General features: G+C 69.4%; 14 protein-coding genes. 3 read left to right on the forward strand and 11 right to left on the reverse strand.

Features of this window, described 5'->3' with window-relative positions:
- The first annotated feature begins 14 nt into the window (after nucleotides 1-14).
- Both ACH65_RS04280 and ACH65_RS04285 read left to right on the forward strand, forming a co-directional pair.
- Nucleotides 15-2,771, forward strand: a complete 2,757-nt coding sequence (locus tag ACH65_RS04280; protein WP_237561436.1) for a discoidin domain-containing protein — start codon at nucleotides 15-17, stop codon at nucleotides 2,769-2,771.
- Nucleotides 2,772-2,780: 9 nt separating this feature from the next.
- Entirely contained in the window at nucleotides 2,781-3,296 is a 516-nt protein-coding gene (locus tag ACH65_RS04285) for a gluconokinase (RefSeq protein ID WP_049621344.1), read from the forward strand.
- Between the two features lie 372 nt (nucleotides 3,297-3,668).
- Here the strand turns inward: ACH65_RS04285 and ACH65_RS04290 are convergent, their stop codons facing one another.
- Nucleotides 3,669-4,562 carry a LysR family transcriptional regulator gene (locus ACH65_RS04290; RefSeq protein WP_049621345.1) on the reverse strand — a complete coding sequence of 298 codons (894 nt, stop codon included), beginning with the start codon at nucleotides 4,560-4,562 and terminating at the stop codon, nucleotides 3,669-3,671.
- Between the two features lie 167 nt (nucleotides 4,563-4,729).
- Here ACH65_RS04290 and ACH65_RS04295 point away from each other — a divergent pair, with 167 nt between their 5' ends.
- Entirely contained in the window at nucleotides 4,730-5,383 is a 654-nt protein-coding gene (locus ACH65_RS04295; RefSeq protein ID WP_049621346.1) for a hydrolase, read from the forward strand.
- A gap of 345 nt (nucleotides 5,384-5,728) precedes the next feature.
- Here the strand turns inward: ACH65_RS04295 and ACH65_RS04300 are convergent, their stop codons facing one another.
- The 10 genes from ACH65_RS04300 to ACH65_RS04345 form a co-directional block, all read right to left on the reverse strand.
- Complete coding sequence (locus tag ACH65_RS04300; RefSeq protein WP_049621347.1) at nucleotides 5,729-6,562, reverse strand: pirin family protein; 834 nt, start codon at nucleotides 6,560-6,562, stop codon at nucleotides 5,729-5,731.
- 173 nt (nucleotides 6,563-6,735) lie between these two features.
- Nucleotides 6,736-7,575, reverse strand: coding sequence for a hypothetical protein (locus tag ACH65_RS04305; protein WP_153242471.1), 840 nt, complete (start codon nucleotides 7,573-7,575; stop codon nucleotides 6,736-6,738).
- Between the two features lie 3 nt (nucleotides 7,576-7,578).
- Nucleotides 7,579-9,213: a hypothetical protein gene (locus ACH65_RS04310; RefSeq protein ID WP_049621349.1), complete on the reverse strand. Its 1,635-nt coding sequence runs from the start codon at nucleotides 9,211-9,213 to the stop codon at nucleotides 7,579-7,581.
- 21 nt (nucleotides 9,214-9,234) lie between these two features.
- Entirely contained in the window at nucleotides 9,235-10,779 is a 1,545-nt protein-coding gene (locus ACH65_RS20980; protein WP_049621350.1) for an OmpA family protein, read from the reverse strand.
- Between the two features lie 220 nt (nucleotides 10,780-10,999).
- Nucleotides 11,000-11,683, reverse strand: coding sequence for a YecA/YgfB family protein (locus ACH65_RS04320; protein ID WP_049621351.1), 684 nt, complete (start codon nucleotides 11,681-11,683; stop codon nucleotides 11,000-11,002).
- A 6-nt stretch (nucleotides 11,684-11,689) separates the two neighbouring features.
- Nucleotides 11,690-12,466, reverse strand: coding sequence for an exodeoxyribonuclease III (xth, locus tag ACH65_RS04325; protein ID WP_049621352.1), 777 nt, complete (start codon nucleotides 12,464-12,466; stop codon nucleotides 11,690-11,692).
- Between the two features lie 31 nt (nucleotides 12,467-12,497).
- The gene (locus ACH65_RS04330) at nucleotides 12,498-13,715 is read right to left on the reverse strand and encodes an acyltransferase family protein (protein ID WP_049621353.1); all 1,218 of its coding nucleotides are present in this window, start codon (nucleotides 13,713-13,715) and stop codon (nucleotides 12,498-12,500) included.
- 463 nt (nucleotides 13,716-14,178) lie between these two features.
- Complete coding sequence (locus tag ACH65_RS04335; protein ID WP_049621354.1) at nucleotides 14,179-16,239, reverse strand: M3 family metallopeptidase; 2,061 nt, start codon at nucleotides 16,237-16,239, stop codon at nucleotides 14,179-14,181.
- Between the two features lie 240 nt (nucleotides 16,240-16,479).
- Nucleotides 16,480-17,454 carry a patatin-like phospholipase family protein gene (locus tag ACH65_RS04340; RefSeq protein WP_049621355.1) on the reverse strand — a complete coding sequence of 325 codons (975 nt, stop codon included), beginning with the start codon at nucleotides 17,452-17,454 and terminating at the stop codon, nucleotides 16,480-16,482.
- Nucleotides 17,455-17,550: 96 nt separating this feature from the next.
- On the reverse strand, nucleotides 17,551-18,537 hold the full coding sequence (locus tag ACH65_RS04345; protein WP_049621356.1) for a helix-turn-helix transcriptional regulator: 987 nt from the start codon (nucleotides 18,535-18,537) through the stop codon (nucleotides 17,551-17,553).
- Between the last annotated feature and the right edge of the window lie 55 nt (nucleotides 18,538-18,592).

Consider the following 18,592-nt stretch of genomic DNA (forward strand, 5'->3'; position numbering starts at 1 on the left):
GCGGATGGCTCGCGGTGGCCCTGTTGCTGCTGGCGCAGGGGATGCCCGCCAAGGCTGTTGCGGCGAACGAGGTGCTCGACGACTTCAGCCGTCCGGACGTCTGGACGGCCACGGCCACCGACGACATCGAGGTACGCCTGCGCCCGATCGAGGAGGGTGGCCGGCGTGGCATCTGCCTCGACTTCGACTTCCATGGCGTCTCCGGCGGCGCCACCCTGCGCCGTGCGCTGCCGGTGGCGTGGCCGGCCAACTTCGCGCTCGGCTTCGAACTGCGCGGGGCGATGCCGGCCAACGACCTGCAACTCAAGCTGATCGAGGCCAGCGGCGACAACGTGTGGTGGTATCGCCGCGAGGCCTTCCGGCCGGCGGCGGACTGGCAGGCCATGAGCGCGCGCCGGCGCGACATCGACTTCGCCTGGGGCCCGGGCCAGGACCGCACGCTGCGCCGCACCGCAACGCTGGAACTCACCGCCTACGCCGGCCAGGGCGGCCGCGGCACGCTGTGCCTGGCCAACCTGCGCCTGGTGCCGCTGCCGCCGGAGCCGCCCGGCGCGGCCGCCGCGCCGCCGGATACGCCCAACGCGCGCTTCCAGCGCGCCGCGGCGCAGGCGCCGCGCGGCCTGTACCCGCGCGGCTTCTCCGGCGAGCAGAGCTACTGGACCCTGGTCGGCGTGGACGGCGGTGGCCGCCACGCCGCGTTGCTCTCCGAGGACGGCGCGGTGGAGGTGGACAGGGGCGGCTGGTCGGTCGAGCCGATGCTGTTCGACGGCGGCCGGGCAATCAATTGGGCCACGGTGAAGACCCGCCAGAGCCTGCTCGACGGCTACTTGCCGATACCCTCGGTGCACTGGCAGGCCGGCGGCCTGCGCCTGGACACCACCGCCTTCGCCGACGGCCCGGCGGCACGCCCGCGCCTGCTGCTGCGCTACACGCTCCACAACGATGGCGACACGCCGCGCCGGCTCAGCCTGGCGCTGCTGCTGCGGCCGTTCCAGGTCAACCCGCCCACCCAGTTCCTCAACACGCCGGGCGGCATCAGCCCGATCCACGATTTCGCCTGGGACGGGCGGGTGCTGACCGTGAACGGTGGCACCACCGTGCTGCCGCTGCAAACCGCCGATGCCTTCGTCGCCGGCGCGGCGAGGGGCGGCAACCTGCCCGAGCGCCTGCGCCATGGCGAACGGCCACACGTCGCGCGGCTGCACGATGCGGACGGCGCCGCGCGAGGCGCCCTGCTCTACACGCTGGATGTGCCTGCGCACGGCCAGCGCACCGTCGGGCTGGTTCTGCCACCGCCGGGCGAGGCGTTCGCGCCGCCATCCGATGCGGACGCCTGGCTGCAACGCCGGCTCGACGACGTCGCCGCCGGCTGGCGCGAAAAGCTCAACCGCGTGCGCCTCGCCCTGCCGCCCGCGCAGCAGGCCCTGGCCGACACCGCGCGCAGCGCGCTGGCGCAGATCCTTCTCTCGCGCGACGGCCCCGCGCTGCAGCCGGGCACGCGCTCCTACGCGCGCAGCTGGGTGCGCGACGGCGCCATGATGGCCGAGGGCCTGGTGCGCAGCGGCCATGCGGATGCGGCCGCCGACTTCGTGCGCTGGTACGCGCCGCACCAGTTCCGCAGCGGCAAGGTGCCGTGCTGCGTCGATGCGCGCGGCGCCGACCCGGTGCCGGAGCACGACAGCCACGGCGAGCTGGTGTTCGCCGTGGCCGAACTGTGGCGCTACACCCGCGACCGTGCGCTGATCGAGCCGCTGTGGCCGCACGTGGCGCGCGCGGTGGCCTACATGGACGGGCTGCGCGCGGAGGCGGCGACCGCCGCCGAGCCGCTGCGCGGCCTGCTGCCCGCCTCGATCAGCCACGAGGGTTACTCGGCCAAGCCGATGCACGCCTACTGGGACGACTTCTGGGGACTCGTGGGCTACGGCGATGCCGCGATGCTCGCCCGCGCGCTGGGCAAAAACGACGAGGCCGCGCGCATCGCCACCGCGCGCGACGCCTTCCGGGCGGACCTCGCCCGTTCGCTCGCCGCCTCGATGCGCCGGCACCGCATCGACTACCTGCCCGGCGCCGCCGAACTGGGCGACTTCGACGCCACCTCCACCACCATCGCGCTCTCGCCGGGCGACGGGCTGGCGTGGCTGCCGCGCGCGGCGGTGGAACGCACCTTCGCGCGCTACTGGCAGGGCTTCGTGGCCCGCCGCGACGGCACCGTCGCATGGGACGACTACACGCCCTACGAGCTGCGCACCGTGGCGAGCTTCGTGCGGCTGGGCTGGCGCGGGCGGGTGGGCGCGCTGCTCGACTTCTTCTTCGCCGACCGCCGCCCGGCGGCGTGGAACCAGTGGGCCGAGGTGGTGGGCCGCGACCCGCGCCGGCCGCGCTTCGTGGGCGACATGCCGCATGCCTGGATCGCCTCCGACTACCTGCGCTCGGCCTACGACCTGTTCGCCTACGAGCGCGCCGGCGACCGCGCCCTGGTGCTCGGCGCCGGCCTGCAACCGGGCTGGCTGGCCGGCGCGGGCGTGGGCATCGCGGGCCTGCGCACGCCCTACGGTGCCTTGAGCTACACGCTGCGCGAGCGCGCCGGCCGGCTGGAATTGGACCTTGCCGGCGGCCTCGCGCCACCGCCCGGCGGGCTGGTGCTGCCCTGGCCCTATCCCGGCGCGCCTGGCGTGGCGTATATCGACGGCCGCTCAGCGCCCTGGCATGGCCGCGAACTGCGCATCGACCACGTGCCCGCGCGGGTCGTGATGGAAGGCGCGGGCCGCTAAGCTGGGCGCATGGAGAGCGACGCAGGACAGCGCATGATCGTGGTGGTGATGGGTGTCTCAGGCTGCGGCAAGAGCCTGATCGGCGCGCGGCTGGCGGCCTCGCGCGGCTGGGACTACCAGGAGGGCGACGCCCTGCACCCGCCCGCCAACATCGCCAAGATGCGCGCCGGCACGCCGCTCGACGACGCCGACCGCGCGCCATGGCTGGACCGCATCGCGGCATGGATCGGCGCGGAGCGGGCGGCGGGCCGCTCCGCCGTGGTCAGCTGCTCGGCGCTGCGCCGCCGCTACCGCGACCGGCTGCGCGCCGCCGACCCCGCGCTGCGCTTCGCCTACCTGCGCGTAGGCCGCGAGGAACTGGCCCGGCGCATGGCCGCGCGCGAGCACTTCATGCCGCTGGCGCTGCTCGACAGCCAGCTCGCCACGCTGGAAGAGCCGGCGTCGGACGAGCACGCCATCACCGTCGATGCCGGTGCGCCGGCGGACGAGGTGGTGGCGCGCATCCTGGCGGCGCTGGCGGGGTGACGCGCCTGTCGTGGCAGGCGCGCACTTCCTGCACGACCGGATGCGGCGGCGTTACTGCTGCGCAGGCTTTTCGCAAAACGCCATCCAACTGCCCACGTTCGGCACAGCGACTGGCCAGCATCGCCTGTGAAACCGACCACGGTCGGTGGCCGTGCTGCCCTTCGCCGCCAACGTGTTGCCCATTCTCGGTATCGGGCGTGACCACCATCCTTAGCGAAGCTGGCGAGACTCGAGCGTTGTCCTTGAATGCGGTCGAGCCATCGCTGCAAATGCAGACCTCAATGGATCGGGCCTGATCGTTACGGATCGATCCTCGACAGCGCCGACCTCGGCTGTTGCGAGGCAAGCTCGGAGCTTCGCGCAGTTCGTGCTTTAGCGACCGACACCCGCAAGCTGCGGTTCCTGTTCGAAACACTCGATCAGCAATTCGGTGAGCACCCGTATCTTCCGTGCGGGATGCTGACCTGGCGGACGGACGACATAGATACCTGCCGGAGGTGGTGGATAGCGTGTCATCACCGGCACCAGCGCGCCGGAGGCCACATAGTCATCGGTGAGGCCATCGGGGAGCCAGGCGATGCCGAGTCCTGCGACGGCGGCGGCAATGAGCGCCGTGCCGTTGTCGGCCTTGAAGCGCCCCCGTGGATGAACCGTGATGACCTCCTCGCCATCCATGAACTGCCAGGCTTCCGTTCCCTGCATGAGGGCCTCATGGGCGACGAGTTCCTCCGGCGTCTCGGGGGAACCATGCGCTTTGACATAGTCCGGGCTCGCGACGAGCTTTCCGTGAAGCGGCCCGACGCATCTTGCGACCAAGCTGGAGTCCTGGAGATAGCCAACCCGGATCGCACAATCAAAACCCTCTGCGACGAGATCGACGAAGCGATCGCTGTAGGAGGTATGGATGTGAAGCTGCGGGTGACGTCGTGCCATTTCCGCGAGCACGGAAGCGAAGCGGGTCGGGCCGAACGAAAGCGGTGCAGCAATGCGCAAGCGACCGCGAAGGTCACCGGCGGGGAACATGGTTTCCCTGGCCACGTCGATCTCGGCGCAGGCTCTGGCTGCATGGTCACGAAACGTGAGCCCGGCTTCTGTGAGGGCTGCGCCGCGGGTGGTTCGTGCAAGAAGCTGGACGCCAAGTTCCGCTTCAAGCCGGCCGAGCCGCCGACTGACGATTGACTTGGAGACGCCCAGCCGGCGCGCAGCGGGCGAAATGCCCCCGGCGTCGGCAACTTCTACGAATGTCCGCAGCTCTTCGATCTCCAACTTGGCGTTCCCGATGTCGCGACACAGCCTGACACAACGAGGTCCCATCCAGCGTGCTACCGCGTCACGCATGGGAATGACAGGGTTTGCCCCCGAGGCTGTGCACCGATTGGCGCATGTCTGCCCGCAAACCAACCTTACCCACAACGGTAGCAAAGGATGTATCCATGACTTTTCGTAACGGCCTTGCCTCGCTTCTTCGTCCCGAAGACTCGGTACTCGTTCTGATCGACCACCAGCCCTACCAGCTCGCGAACCTGAACAGCCACGACCCGCACATGGTGGTCAACAATGCGACGGCGCTGGCGAAGGCCGCCAAGGCCTTCGGCGTCCCCACCATCCTGACGAGCGTGGTCGCCGATCGGGGTGGTCTCATCTTCCCCCAGATCACCGATGTCTTCCCCGGCCAGGAGGTGATCGACCGGACATTCATCAATACCTGGCAAGATCAGAAGGTGGTCGACGCGGTCAAGGCGACGGGCCGCAAGCAGCTGATCATCGCGGGCCTGTGGACCGAGATTTGCGTTGCGATGCCGACGATCCAGGCGCTCGGCGAAGGCTGGGACGTGACGGTTATTACCGATGCGTCCGGTGCCGTTTCGGTCGAGGCCCACGAGGTGGCCATCCAGCGCATGATCGCGGCCGGCGCGAACATGATGACCTGGCTGGCGCTGGCGTCCGAGTGGCAGCGCGACTGGGCCCGGACCGAACATGCCGCCGAACTGACGGAGGTGCTGAAGCAGCATGCCGCTGGCAGCGGCATGGCTTATCTGTGGGAACAGCAGCTGCTCAACACGCCGGTGCCGCGCACCGCGGGTTGATCGCGGGTTGATCCCGGCGGGGATGGCGGGAGCCTTGAGCGATCCGCTGCGAACAAGCGGACGGCGTGTCGGGCCTCGTCATCCCCTCTTTACAGCATGGCCTCCCTGCCTGGATGCAGGCGGTTGGTAGGTTCGGCTAACTAGCTGACATATGGCACCGCCGAAATTGGGATTGACCATGTCTTCGGGTCACAAGCGACCTTCAGTCAGGTGGTCAGCCGGTCAAGTCGAGTGCCAACACGGGTCAACGGTGTTGGCACTGCTATGGTCGGCTTGTGGGCAAGGCGCAACTTTTCGCGCGCTACAGACACCGGCTGCCGTCTGACTCGGCAGCCCGGGCCGCGTTCAGAACTTGCCGGCGCGGAAATCCGCGATGGCCTCGTGGATCTGCTCGGTCGTGTTCATCACGAACGGGCCGTAGCGCGCCACCGGCTCCTTGAGCGGCTGGCCGGCCACCAGCAGCACGCGCGCGGGCGCGTCGCGGCCGGCGATCGTCACCGTATCGCCCTGGGACAGCACCGCCAGTTCGCTGCGCGCCAGCACCTGCTCGCCGACCTCGGCCTCGGCACCGTCGAACACGTAGGCGAAGGCGTTGTGCTCGGGCGGCAGCGGAATGGCGACGCGCGCGCCCGGCTCCAGCGCAAGGTCGAGATAGATCGGCGCGGTGGCGATGCCCTCGACCGGCCCGGTGGCGCCGGCCAGCGTGCCGGCGATCACCTTGGCGGTGACGCCCGCGGCGGGCTGCACGGTGGGGATGCGCTCGGGGTCGATGTCCTGGTAGCGCGGCGCGATCATCTTGTCGGCCGCGGGCAGGTTCACCCACAGCTGGAAGCCCCACATCAGGCCGTTCTCCTGCTGCGGCATCTCCGAATGCAGGATGCCGCGCCCGGCGGTCATCCACTGCACGCTGCCGGGGCGAAGGTCACCGCGGTTGCCGTGGTTGTCGCCGTGCTGCATGTGGCCGGCCAGCATGTAGGTCACCGTCTCGAAGCCGCGGTGCGGGTGCTCGGGGAAACCGGCGAGGTAGTCGTCCGCGCTGTCGGAGCGGAACTCGTCCAGCAGCAGGAACGGGTCGAGCATGTCCAGCCCCGGCTGGCCGATGATGCGCTTGAGCTTCACGCCCGCGCCGTCGGCGGTGTCGGTGCCGCGGATGCGGCGGAGGATGTGGCGGTCGCTCATGGCCCAACTCTCCCGTTTTTCGAAACTGATGATGGTTCCGTTATGGCGGCATGGACCGGCACTTGCTAGTGCGCGGAGCGGAACAGATCGTTCACCCGGGAGTGGCCGTACGGGCACGGCCCTATCCCTCGATAGCATGACGGCAGGCGAGGAGCCAGACGGGTCTATTGGGTCTACTGGAGGTCGACGGTCAACGACGGGGCTCCGAAGGCTTCAAGAACCGCATGTGACTTCTCGAAATACGCCGCCCAGAACTGCTGCAGGGCCTTAATCTCGATGCCGGAACGGTAACCGTTCCGGCTGCTGTCCGGTACTAGGCCGACGCCGTGCGCATATACGTGCGCGCCGCCGAAGTCGGCGAACAGGTGCTGGCGTTCCACTTTTCCTATTTCTTTTCCGGGGTCGAGGACACGCAAGCCGTTGTGTGCATAGAAGCTGTCGAAATCGCTGTTCTCCAGCAAATCCGACACCAGCAGCACAACCCGCTCGCGTGCAGAACGCTTGGCCAGGTCGGCGGCGATCTGCTTGAGGCTGAAGAGGATCTCGCTCCTGGCGATGTGGGTGTCGGGCGTACCGAGACTCACCTTGAACTTGTCCACGAACGTCTTGGCGAAATAGGTCTGTTGTTGTTGCAGGCAGCGATCCAGTTTGCGCATCGAATCCATGCCGATGTCGCCGCGCTGATCCGCAGGAACCGGTGCTTCCATCCTGCCCTCGAAGGGCAGCCGCATGTAGCTGTCGGCCAGATAGGCCGAAAACTGGTAGATCAGGACATTGTCGTCCGGCCTTATGTATCGCAACGCTGTTTTCAGGGCGGTGTTGCGCAGATCCTCACCCAGCGGCGTGGTCTGGTCGATGACGACGACCAGCTCACGCCCCGATGGCGCGGGTTGTTGCGGCGTCATGCCCGCATAGGCGTAGCAGCTGGGGATGTCATTGCGCTCCGCGGCGGCACCCGAAAGCGGCAGCCAGGTTGCCGCGAGGAGCATCCATAGACAGGCCGATCGGCGCATCGCTCAGACCTCGCCCGATGCCTGCGCCTGGCGTGCCTGCGCGATCTGGCGCTGCATGCGTTGCTTGCGTTGCAGGCGTTCCAGGGGAAGGTGGAGCTCCGCGGCCATGTCGGCCAGCTCGGCATCGCTCCATGCGGTTAGGTCACCGAGACCGGCAAGCAGCGTCGTCTCGTTGCCGAGCGCGGTTGCCGTGACGGCATGAGGAAGGCTGGCGGCTGGCGGAGTGGCCGGGACACTTGGTGGCGTGGCTGGCTCGGCGATAGGCGCCGGTACGTGTCCCGGGGTGGTGATGGCGGGTTCGGGAATGGCTGCTTGGCGGGTGGCGGAGCGCCTGGCTGTCGCCATCTCCTGTTCCTGCATCTCGTCCAGATACAGGGCGAAGGCGCCACGTGTGCGGCCGTGCAGTTCGCTGCCCGACGTGTCGTGCCTCTCCTCCACCAGCTGTTGCAGCGACGCCAGCTTGGCCTGGGCATCGCGTGCAACGCGGTCGCGCAGCTGGCGGTAGTGATGGACGAATTCGCGGGCGTTGTTGAAGCCTTGAATGTATCGGGAGGCCTTGGCCGATTCCTTGCCCGCCAGCGAGTAGAAGTAGCCCATGAGCACGCCGAAGACCTGCACGCCGATGAAGATCACGGAAAGAATCACGAATGTGGTCTTGTAGGCCACCAGCTTGGCATGCGCTTCTTCGTTGGCCGCCTTCTTATCGGCGCCGGCGTTGTCGTTCTTGGCGGCCTGGGGTAGGTCGAACGGGCTGGCCGAACTGCCGGCATCGGCATTCACCGCCGTGGCGAAGGGAGAGGCATTGACTTCCTCGGTTTCCAAGCCGGAGATGGTGTTGCTGCGGATGATGTAGGCGCCCACTGCGATGAAGGCGATCAGCAGCACGGTGATCGCGGAGATTTTCCAGCCGGGGGTCGGGCGTGCATCGCAGTCGACGCGATTGAGGATCTTGATGTAGTTGGGCTCCTCGTCATCGCCGTGCGTGGTGTCGATCTTGATGCGGCTGTCGGGCTCCAGCTTTTTGGCCTTGCCGGATTTGCGCGCATCCGCGTGCCAGAGGCGGATCTTGCTCAGCAAACTGTTCTTGTGGAGCTGCTGCCCCATCTTGTCGGTCAGGGGGACCAGGATGATCGAGAGCATGAAGGCGATCATCCAGGCCAGCATGCTGGCCGCGTTCGGCGAAACGTTGCGGGCCATGAATGGGGCCAGCACATAGGCAAAGCCCACCGCTTCGAAGATCACCAGCGCGAAGGTGGCGAGCCACAGTAGCAGGCCTTTTTCCTTGCGTCCCAGCTGGCCGGTCTTGTTGAGGTAGTCCTCGCACTTCTCGAAGAAGTCCGGATCGCACTTGTCAGCGAAGTTGTTGTAGTAGGGGTGATACTCCGCACACAGACTACGTTCGCTGGTGTACCAGGTAACGCCGCGGTAGCTGACGTCTGGCGATTGTGGCTTGCGCGAGGCGCGAGCCACCCTGCCCAGCCCCGGGAAGCCATAGCGCACATTGAGCGCGAAGTATTTCACCTGGTTCCACCACAGCTTGACCAGGATCAGCAGCACCATTAAGGCGAGCACCGGGCCGATGACATGGCGATAGAGCCAGAACCAGTCGAGCAATTCGGAAAAATTCAGGTGTTCCATGGCAATTCCTTGTGGTGGTGCTCAGCTGCGCCGCGGCGTGAAATCCGCCACGTAGGTCTGGCCGTCATGACCGTAGTAGAGCTTGCCGCCGGGAGCGATGCCGCCCGCCTTGGGCAACACCACGTCTACGCAGCGTAAGGGGGCGTCCCGGTCCTGGACGAAGACGCGATAGAGGACGTTGTCTTCGCCCTCGTAGGCGTTGGCGACGGCCGGCAAGGTCGCCGTGACCTTCCGGTGCCCCTTCGCGTAGTCGGGTGTGACGAAAGCCTGTGGATCTTTCGCGACGGCGGCATCGTCGCGCAGCAAGGCGACCGGCGAGAGGGTGACCAGGTTGCCGTTGACCAGCCCAGCCCAGGCTCGGCCATTCATGCCGGGCAGGAAATCGCGGGTGGTGTACTCCTCGAGCGTTTTGCCGCTGGCAAGGTTGCGCACCGAACCGCTGATGCGAGGCTGGTCCGCCTCACAACTACGCATCGGCGTGTCGGATGCGAAGGCTGAGCTGATCAGCGAGAAGCCGCTGTGCTGGGGCTTGAGTAGGGCGGCCAAGTCCCAAGGCTGGCTGCTGGCGGGTGCGCCGCCAAAATCGACGAATCCAGGCTTCTCCTGCCCCGCCCTGGCAGGTTGGGCTTGGGATGTCATCGTGCGCCCGCCGGCGCGCATGGCCGGTGCGGAGGTCGTGGCGACGGACGGCGGATTCGTATCGTACGTTATCGACGCACGGTGCTCGCTGTGAGCGGGCGGCGGCACGGCGGGCACCGTGCCGTGTGCAAGGTAGCGCGGGTTGGCTTGTTCTAGGCGAATCCGCTGTAAGAGTAGGTCGTTGGAGGCCAGTTCCACGATTTCCACGCGCCGGTTCCGTGCGCGGCCCTCTTCGGTCGTGTTGTCCGCGATGGGGCGCGATGCCCCTGCTCCCTGGAAATAGACCTCGTGCGGGTCGACGCCCTCGGCAACAAGCACTTCGCCCATGGCCCGCGCGCGGCGTTCGGAGAGCTCCTGGTTATGCGCGGGCTGCCCGGTGGCGTCCGTGTGGCCGACCACCAGCAGGACATGGCGAGGCAGCGGTGAGCCGCCGGATGTCGGCGGGTCGGAGCGATAGATACGGGCCAACTCGTGGGCCTGGCGCAGGCCGTCCGGTGTGAACCGGCTGCTGTCGCTGTCGAACATGCCGGAATTTTGCACATTGGCGACCAGGCCGGCCTGCGAGTCGGCCGCGGTGGCTGGCCGACGCGGTTGGCCGGTTGTCGCCCATGCCGATGTCCTGGCGGACAGCGGTTCAGTCTCGATCGACAGATGCTCGCGTGCGGCGAGTTCCTGCAGAGCCTGCTGGCGCTTCTGCCAGTGATTGCCGACATAGCAGCCCAGGGCCGTGCCGACCGCTGCGCCGGTGGCGGTGCCTATGGTTCGGTTGCCGGACTTCTGACCGATGATGTTGCCGAGTACACCACCCAGTACGGCACCCGTGGCGCAGCCGATCTCGGCGCCGTGCTTGGCGCCGGCCTGATCCAGCGTGGCGCAACTGGTCAGCACATAGCACGCCGACGTGAGCAGCGTCAGTTGCAGACGCATCCGTTTTGCAGCCAATTCCTTGTCCCCTGTGGCTCGACTTTCCGTGGCTTCATGGACCGGAGGGTGCGCCTCCGTGGTTCAGAGCCGAGAGCTTGCCGAGGGCAGCGAAAACGCCCATCGACGCAGGGTTATCGTCAGCCTCGTCGAATTCTTGAGGCCGGCGAAGAGATGCCGGGTCAGGCGCCGAAGGCGCGCACGCTTCCGGCGCTGGACAAATGCCTCAATGCAGCCAATGCCCGCTGCGCTGGCGCGGCGTGGCCGGCTCCTGCGGTTCTTCCTGCGGCTGCGGGCGCTGGGCCAGCGCGTCCAGTTCGGCTTCGCTGGCGGGGTGTTCGTGCCAGTACTGCTCCACCGCGGCGAGCACGCTGGGGATCTGGGCCAGGCAGTCGTCGTATTCCTCTTCGCTGAGTTCCTCGAACTCGGCTTCGGAGGCGAGGATGCCCTCGTCCACCGCCAGCGCCATCACCGGGCCGAGCAGTTCCATCAGCGGCGGGTCGTCGGCCAGGCGGCGTTCCCACAGGCCCGCGCGCAGGTCGATGCCGCGGCTGAAGCCCTCGCACCAGCCGGCGGCGGAGAGCGCGGGGCCCGCTTCGGTGTCCACTTCGCCGAGGATCGGCTCGTAGGCGTCCACGTCCAGTTCGGCGCGGATGGAGTCGTTGAGCTTGGCGAGCAGCGCCAGCACGCGGTTGCCCTCGTTCTCGTCGGCGAAGGGTTCGTGCAGCACTTCGGGCAGCCACTCGTCCGGCAGCACCTGCACCGGCCCGACCGAGAGCGCGGAAAGAAGCCCGTGCACGCCGTCGAGCAGCAGGTGGCCATCCCGGGCGTGCGCGCGCAGGTAGCGGTCCAGTTCGTCCAGTTCGCGGTCGTCCAGGGAGCTGGGCCAATCGGCGGAAGTCGTGTTCATCGAGTCTTAGATATCCAAATCCAGCGTTACCGGGGTGTGATCGGACGGGCGCTCCCACTTGCGTGGCGTGCGGTCGATGGCCGCCGCCCGCGCGGCCGGCCTCAAGGCGTCGGCGAGCAGGATCAGGTCGATGCGCAGGCCCATGTTGCGCCGGAACGCGCCCTGTCGGTAGTCCCACCAGCTGAAGTGCTCGCCGCCCTGTTCGAACAGACGAAAGCTGTCGGCGAGGCCCAGCCCCGTGATCGCGAGCAGCGCCTCGCGCTCGGGCGGCGAGCACAGCACTTCCTCGCCCCAGGCGGCCGGGTCGTACACGTCGCGGTCGTCCGGCGCGATGTTGAAGTCGCCCAGCACCACCAGGTTGGGATGGCGCTCCAGCTCGCGCGCCAGGAACTCGCGCACCTTGGCCAGCCAGTCGAGCTTGTAGGCGTATTTCTCGTCGCCCACCGCCTTGCCGTTGACCACGTAGAGGTCGACGATGCGCAGCTCGCCCACGGTGGCGGCGAGGATGCGCCGCTGCGGGTCGTCGAGGCCGGGGATGTCGGTGACCACGTCGCCGAACTCGCCCGCGCCGTCGCGGGCGAGGATGGCCACGCCGTTGTAGGTCTTCTGGCCCGAATACACCGCGCGGTAGCCGGCGGCGGCCAGCTCGTCCACCGGGAACTTGGGGTCCTCCAGTTTGGTTTCCTGCAGGGCCACGATGTCGGGCTGCGCATCGGCCATCCATTGCGTCAGCTGCGGCAGGCGCACCTTCAGCGAGTTCACGTTCCAGCTGGCGATCTTCATCCGGCCATTGTAAGGGAATGCTTCGGTCCGCTCAGCGCACGAAGCGCCGATACATCGCCGCGCGGATGCCGCGCCGCCGGCCGCGTCGCCGGCGCGCCACCTGGAGACGGCGCGCGACATGCGCCCCGGTGGGCAGGCGCAGCGTCCAGCTGCCCAGCCAGCGCTTGCCGGGCAGCTCCACCCAGCGATGAGTCAGCGCGGCCACCGCCAGCACCAGGGCGTAGAACGCCAGCAGCATCCACGGGCTCTGCATCGGCCACGGACCGAAACGGCCGTTGGCGACCAGCAGCCAGGCGATCAGCGGCACGTGCACCAGGTAGATCGAGTAGGACACCTCGCCCAGCCAAGTGAGCGGCCGCCAGCGCAGCACGGCGCGCAGCAGGTGGCTGTGCAGCGTGCCGAGGATCAGCGCGGGAAAGGCCAGTGCCGCCAACAGCACGTCGCCCAGGTGGCTCTGCGGCAGCGCGCGCGCCATGTAGGCCACGACCGCCGCCAGCGCGAGCGCGCCGACCACGTCGCCGCGCCAGCTCGCCGGCGCCGCCTCGTTGCCGTGGCGGCGCGCGAAGCCGCGGTAGCACAGCGTGCCGAGGTAAAAGCCGAACCAGCAGCGCACCAGCGACAGGTCCACCACGCCGTCGAGCCGCCCTTCCACGGGCACGCTGTGGTTGAGGATGCCGGTGTGCAGCAGCGCCCCCGCGCAGGCCACCGCCAGCGCCGCCATCAGCCAGCGCCCGGCGCGGCCGCCCCAGGCGAGCAGGGCGAGGAACAGGGCGTTGATCAGGAACTCGGCGGAGATCGACCACGACGGGCCGTTGAAGGAGTAGCCGTGCTGCAGCCCCGAGGATTGCAGCAGCAGCAGGTTCAGCACGAAGTGGTAGGCGTCGTTGCTCGCCGGCCGCGGCTGGCCCTGCATCACGTTGACGGTGTCGCAGGCGAGCACCACCAGCAGGGTGACCACGTGCAGCGGGTACATCCGCGCCACGCGCTGCCAGAGGTTGCGGCCGAACCGGTCGCGGCGGCCTTCGCGGTCGTAGCTCAAGCTCAGCACGAAGCCCGACAGCACGAAGAAGAAATCCACCAGCAGCCCGCCGCCCAGGTATAGCGGCCGCAGCGGCCCGGCCAGGGGCTGCGCGGAGAACATGCCGCTGTAGTGCCACAGCACCACCACCAGCGCGGCCAGGCCGCGCAGGCTGTCCAATTCGTCGAAGCGCGGCGCGGTGCGCGCCGCGGGGTTGGCCGAATCGCTCATCGGGGTTCCGCGCTGCAAAACCTCGATCCTGGAAAACCGCGGATGACGCTGCGGTTAATCGGGGCGGCCGGACGGCGCGATTGCGTGGGATCCATGTCATGGCACGGAGGAAGCCGCGCCGCCGCGTTCCCGGCGATGCGGGGTATTTCAAGGCGTTAAGGGGGCGGCATGGAGCGTGCTCGGTGCGACAACGTGTCGACCCGGTCGCGGTGTTGGTTCCCAGTGGGCGAGGCGCGCCCGCACGAGCGGGCCCGCGAGGGAACCCGGCATGGAGGCCGGCGTCGCTGTGGCGGGCAGCTTTGGTCTACGTCGGAACGACGGGCGGGGCGACGGGCGAGAGCGGCGAGGACGAGAGGCGGCTACGCCGCAGGCACCCGCCCTCGCCCCGGCGCTCCCCAAGCCGGCGCCATCCATGGCGCCTCCCCGCGTGCCCCGGCGGGGGAGAGGGCGTGGGGGTGAGGCGTCAGTCGATCAGGCCGTGGCTGCGCAGCAGCGCCTCCGGCTCGGGCTTGCGGCCGCGGAAGGCGACGAAGCTCTCCAGCGCCGGGCGGCTCGCACCCACCGCCAGCACCTCGCTGCGGAAGCGCTCGCCGGTGGCGCGGTCGAGCACGCTGCCGCCTTGCGCGGCCAGCTCCTCGAACGCGCCGAAGGCGTCGGCCGAGAGCAGTTCCGCCCACAGGTAGCTGTAGTAGCCGGCCGCATAGCCGCCCGCGAAGATGTGGGTGAAGGCATGCGGGAAGCGCTGCCATGCGGGCGGGTGCAGCACGCTCACCGCGTGGCGCACCTCCTCCAGCACGGCCATCGGCCGGGCGCCCTGCCCGGGGTCGTATTCCAGGTGCAGGCGGAAGTCGAACAGCGCGAACTCGAGCTGGCGCACCAGGAACAGGCCGGCGTGGAAGTGGCGCGCGGCGAGCATGCGCTCGAACAGCTCGTCCGGCAGCCGCTCGCCGGTCTTCCAGTGCCGGGCGAACAGGTCCAGCGCCTGGCGGTTCCAGCCGAAGTTCTCCATGAACTGGCTGGGCAGCTCCACCGCGTCCCACTCCACGCCGTCGATGCCGCCGATCGAGGGCAGGCCGATGCGGGTCAAAAGATGGTGCAGGCCATGGCCGAACTCGTGGAACAGGGTCAGCACGTCGTCGTGGGTGAGCAGCGCCGGGCGGCCCTCGGTGGGCGGGGCGAAGTTGCAGGTGAGGAAGGCCACCGGCAGCTGCGCGGCCTCGCCGTCGTCGAAGCGCGCGCGGCACACGTCCATCCACGCGCCGCCGCGCTTGCCGCTGCGCGCGTAGAGGTCGACGTAGGCGCCGGCGAACACGCGGCCGTCGGCGTCGCGCACGTCGTAGTAGCGCACGTCCGGGTGCCACACATCCACATCCTCGCGCGGCGCGAGGGTGATGCCGTAGAGCTGCCCGGTGATGGCGAACAGGCCCTCGATCACCGCCGGTAGCGGGAAGTAGGGCTTCAACTGCTCCTCGTCCAGCGCGTAGCGGCGCTGGCGCAGCTTCTCGGCGGCGTAGCCCACGTCCCACGGTTCGAGGTTGTCGAGGCCGAGCGCCTCGTGGGCGAAGGCGCGCAGCGTTTCCAGTTCGCGCTGCGCCACCGGCCGCGCGCGGGACACCAGGTCGTGCAGGAACTCCATCACCTCGGTGGGCGAGGCGGCCATCTTGGTGGCGAGGGATTCCTCCGCCGCGTTGGCGAAGCCGAGCAGCTGCGCGGCCTCGTGGCGCAGCGCCATGATCTTCCCGATGCGCGCGGAGTTGTCGTACTTGCCGGCCTGCGGGCCCTGGTCGGAGGCGCGCGTCTGGTAGGCCCAGTACACGCGCTCGCGCAGGCGGCGGTCGTCGGCGTAGGTGAGCACGGCCTGCACGCTGGGCTGCTTGAGCGTGACCAGGAAGCCGTCCAGGTCCTGCTCCTTGGCGTACTGGCGCAGCACCGCGCGGCCGGACTCGGGGATGCCGGCGAGGTCGCGCTCGTCGGTCACGTGCTGGTGCCAGGCGTCGGTGGCGTCGAGCACCGCGTTGGCGAACTCGGTGGACAGGCGCGAGAGCTCCACGCCGATCTCGCGAAAGCGCGTGCGCGCCGGCTCCTCCAGCGCCACGCCGGAGAGGCGGAAGTCGCGCAGCGCGTGCTCCACCAGCGCGCGCGGCGGGCGCGGCAGCGCGGTGAAGCCGGGCGCGTCGTAGAGCGCCTGCACGGCGGTGTAGAGGGCGCGGTTCTGGCCCAGCTCGATGGCGTGCTCGGTGAGCTGTTCCTCGGCCGGGCCGTACACGGCGCGCAGCGCCTCGCTGTCGGCCACCGAGTGCAGGTGCGAGACCGGCGCCCAGGCGCGCGCCAGGCGCTGCTCGAGGCGCTCCTGGGTCAGCATCACGCTGTCGAAGTCGCGGGCGGCGCCGGGTGCGGTGAGCGCGTCGATGCCGGCGCGGTAGTCGGCGAGGATGGCGTCGATCGCCGGCTGCACGTGCTCGGGGCGGATCTGGGAGAAGGCGGGCAGGCGGTCGTCGGCCAGCAGGGGGTTGGGGGCGTTCATGGGGACTCCTTGCAGGACGTCCAGCGTGGCGACCGTGCGGGGCGAAATCAAGCCGTGCCGTGACGCAGGAGCAGGCTCCATGCGGCCTCGCGCCGTTCCTGCGTAGGCCCCGCCCGCCGCGCCCGCCCCTTGGCCTATCCCATGTAGGCGCGCCTTGCGCGCGACAAGCCTACGCAGCGGTGACGCCGCAACGCCGCGGTCGCGCGCAAGGCGCGCTTCCTGCAGGTGGGTGCCGTGGGTTTAGTCTCCGCGAACGGCGTGGTCCGGGCGGGCGCTGCCGGCGGGCGCCAGCGACGGTTCCCAGCGATCCAGCGCCTCGCCGGCGCGCAGGCGGCCAAGTTCGATCAGCTCGCGGGCGCGGTAGAACTCATACGCGGTGGCCATGTTGCGCGGCAGCTGGATCAGCAGGTCCGGCGTGTAGGCGGCCAGGCGCAGGCGGGCCAGGTTGGCCTGCATCAGGTCCATCGACTGGGCCAGCAGCTCCAGCGCGCCGGGCTCGCGCGGGGCGGGTTCGGCGCCGGCCTTGTCGTTGTGCGGCAGCAGGCGGGCGATGAACTCGCCGACACGCTGGCGGTAGCCGCCGGTCTCGGCCGGCGGCGCCACCGCCTCCGTCGGCGGCGCTTCGGGGGCGCCATCCACGCTCACCGCGATCAGGTAGTCGGCCGGCTCGCGGATCAGCGGCGTCACCGGCACCGGGTTGAGCAGGGCGCCGTCCACCAGCCGGCGGCCGTCCAGCAGGTAGGGCCGGAACACGGTGGGGATGGCGATGGAGGCGCGGATCGCCTCGAACAGCCCGCCGCGGGTCAGCCACACCTCGCGGCCGCGGTCGATGTCGGTGGCCACCGCGGTGTAGGCCAGCGGCAGCTCCTCGATCTGCGCATCGCCGATCAGCTCGCGCAGCGTGTCGATGATCTTCTCGCCCTTGATCAGGCCGCCGCCGGAGAAGGTCCAGTCCACCAGCCGCAGCACGTCGAGCTTGGCCAGCGCGGAGACCCAGTCGCGGTACACCTCGAGCTTGCCCATGGCGTAGACGCCGCCGATCAGCGCGCCCATCGAACTGCCGGCGATGGCGACGATGCGGTAGCCACGGCGCTCGATCTCCTCGATGGCGCCGATGTGCGCCAGCCCCTTGGCGCCGCCGGAGCCGAGCGCGAGCGCCACGGTGGGGCGGCGGTCCGCGAGTGCGGCGAGCGTGGTGGGAGCGGAGGAATCCATAGTGGCCTTGACCCGTGCGGCGACGCCGCCACGATACGTTCGCGCCGGCCCGCCGTGAAGCGGCGGCGATGCGCCCCGCCGCGGCGGGGCATGCGGTCAGCGTGGCGGCGCCTGGTAGTCCTCCAGCGCCAGCTTGAGCAGGATCTTCATCTCCTCGCGCAGCGGCAGCGGCGCCACGATCTGCGCGTCCGGCCCGTACTTGAGCACGTCCATCAGCAGTTCCTTGGCGTTGGAGTACGGCACTTTCAGCTCGTAGCGGCCGTCGGGCAGCCAGCCGCCCTGCTGCTGCGAGTGCCAGTGCTCGTCGGCCACCCAGCGCGCGGCGTGCGAGGAGAAGCGGATGGTGGCCCAGGCCTTGGGCTTGCCGGCGAAGATGCCGTAGCTGGAGGCGAGCAGGTCGTTGAGGTCCGCCTCGGCCACGTCGGTGGCGGCCGCGTCCTGCACCTGCGGCTCGGCGATGCGGTCCACCGCGAAGCTGCGCAGCGCCTCGCGGTCGTGGTCCCAGGCGTCCAGGTACCAGTTGTCGCGGTAGTGGGTGAGGCGCTGCGGCGACACCGTGCGGCGGCTGTCGGCGTTGGTGGTGCGGGCGCGGTAGCGGAAGCGCAGCTGGCGCCGCTCCAGCACCGCGCCGGCGACGATGCGGAACACCTGCTGGTCGAGCCGGCGCTCGCCCCAGCTGATCACCCGGATGCGCTCGATCGGCAGCGCCTTGCCGCTGTCGTGGTCGGACAGGAGGTGCTCGATGCGCGCCTTGAACGGCGCCAGCGCGCCGGCCAGCACGCCGCCGGGGCCGGAGCGGCCGATCAATTCGTTGAGCGCGAGCAGCGCGGCCAGCTCGTCGGAGGTGAGCCACAGGCCCGGCAGCTCGAAGCGCTCACCCTCGCCCGTCTCGTAGCGGAACGCGGCCTGCTCGCCGCCGGCACTCTCCACCGGCGCGCCCAGCGCGTCGCGCAGGAAGGCGATGTCGCGGTAGAGCGTGGCGCGCGAGCACTGTAACTCGTCCATCAGCCGCGGCAGCGCCACCGGGTAGTGCGCGGATTTCAGCAGCCGGTGCAGGGTGAGGATGCGCTCGTAACGGTCCATGGGGTGTCGTCGCGGGAAGCCTTGTGTAGCATGGGTGCGGGCCGGCGCGGCCGCA

The sequence above is a fragment of the Frateuria defendens genome (genome assembly GCF_001182895.1).
Lineage (GTDB): Bacteria > Pseudomonadota > Gammaproteobacteria > Xanthomonadales > Rhodanobacteraceae > Frateuria_B > Frateuria_B defendens.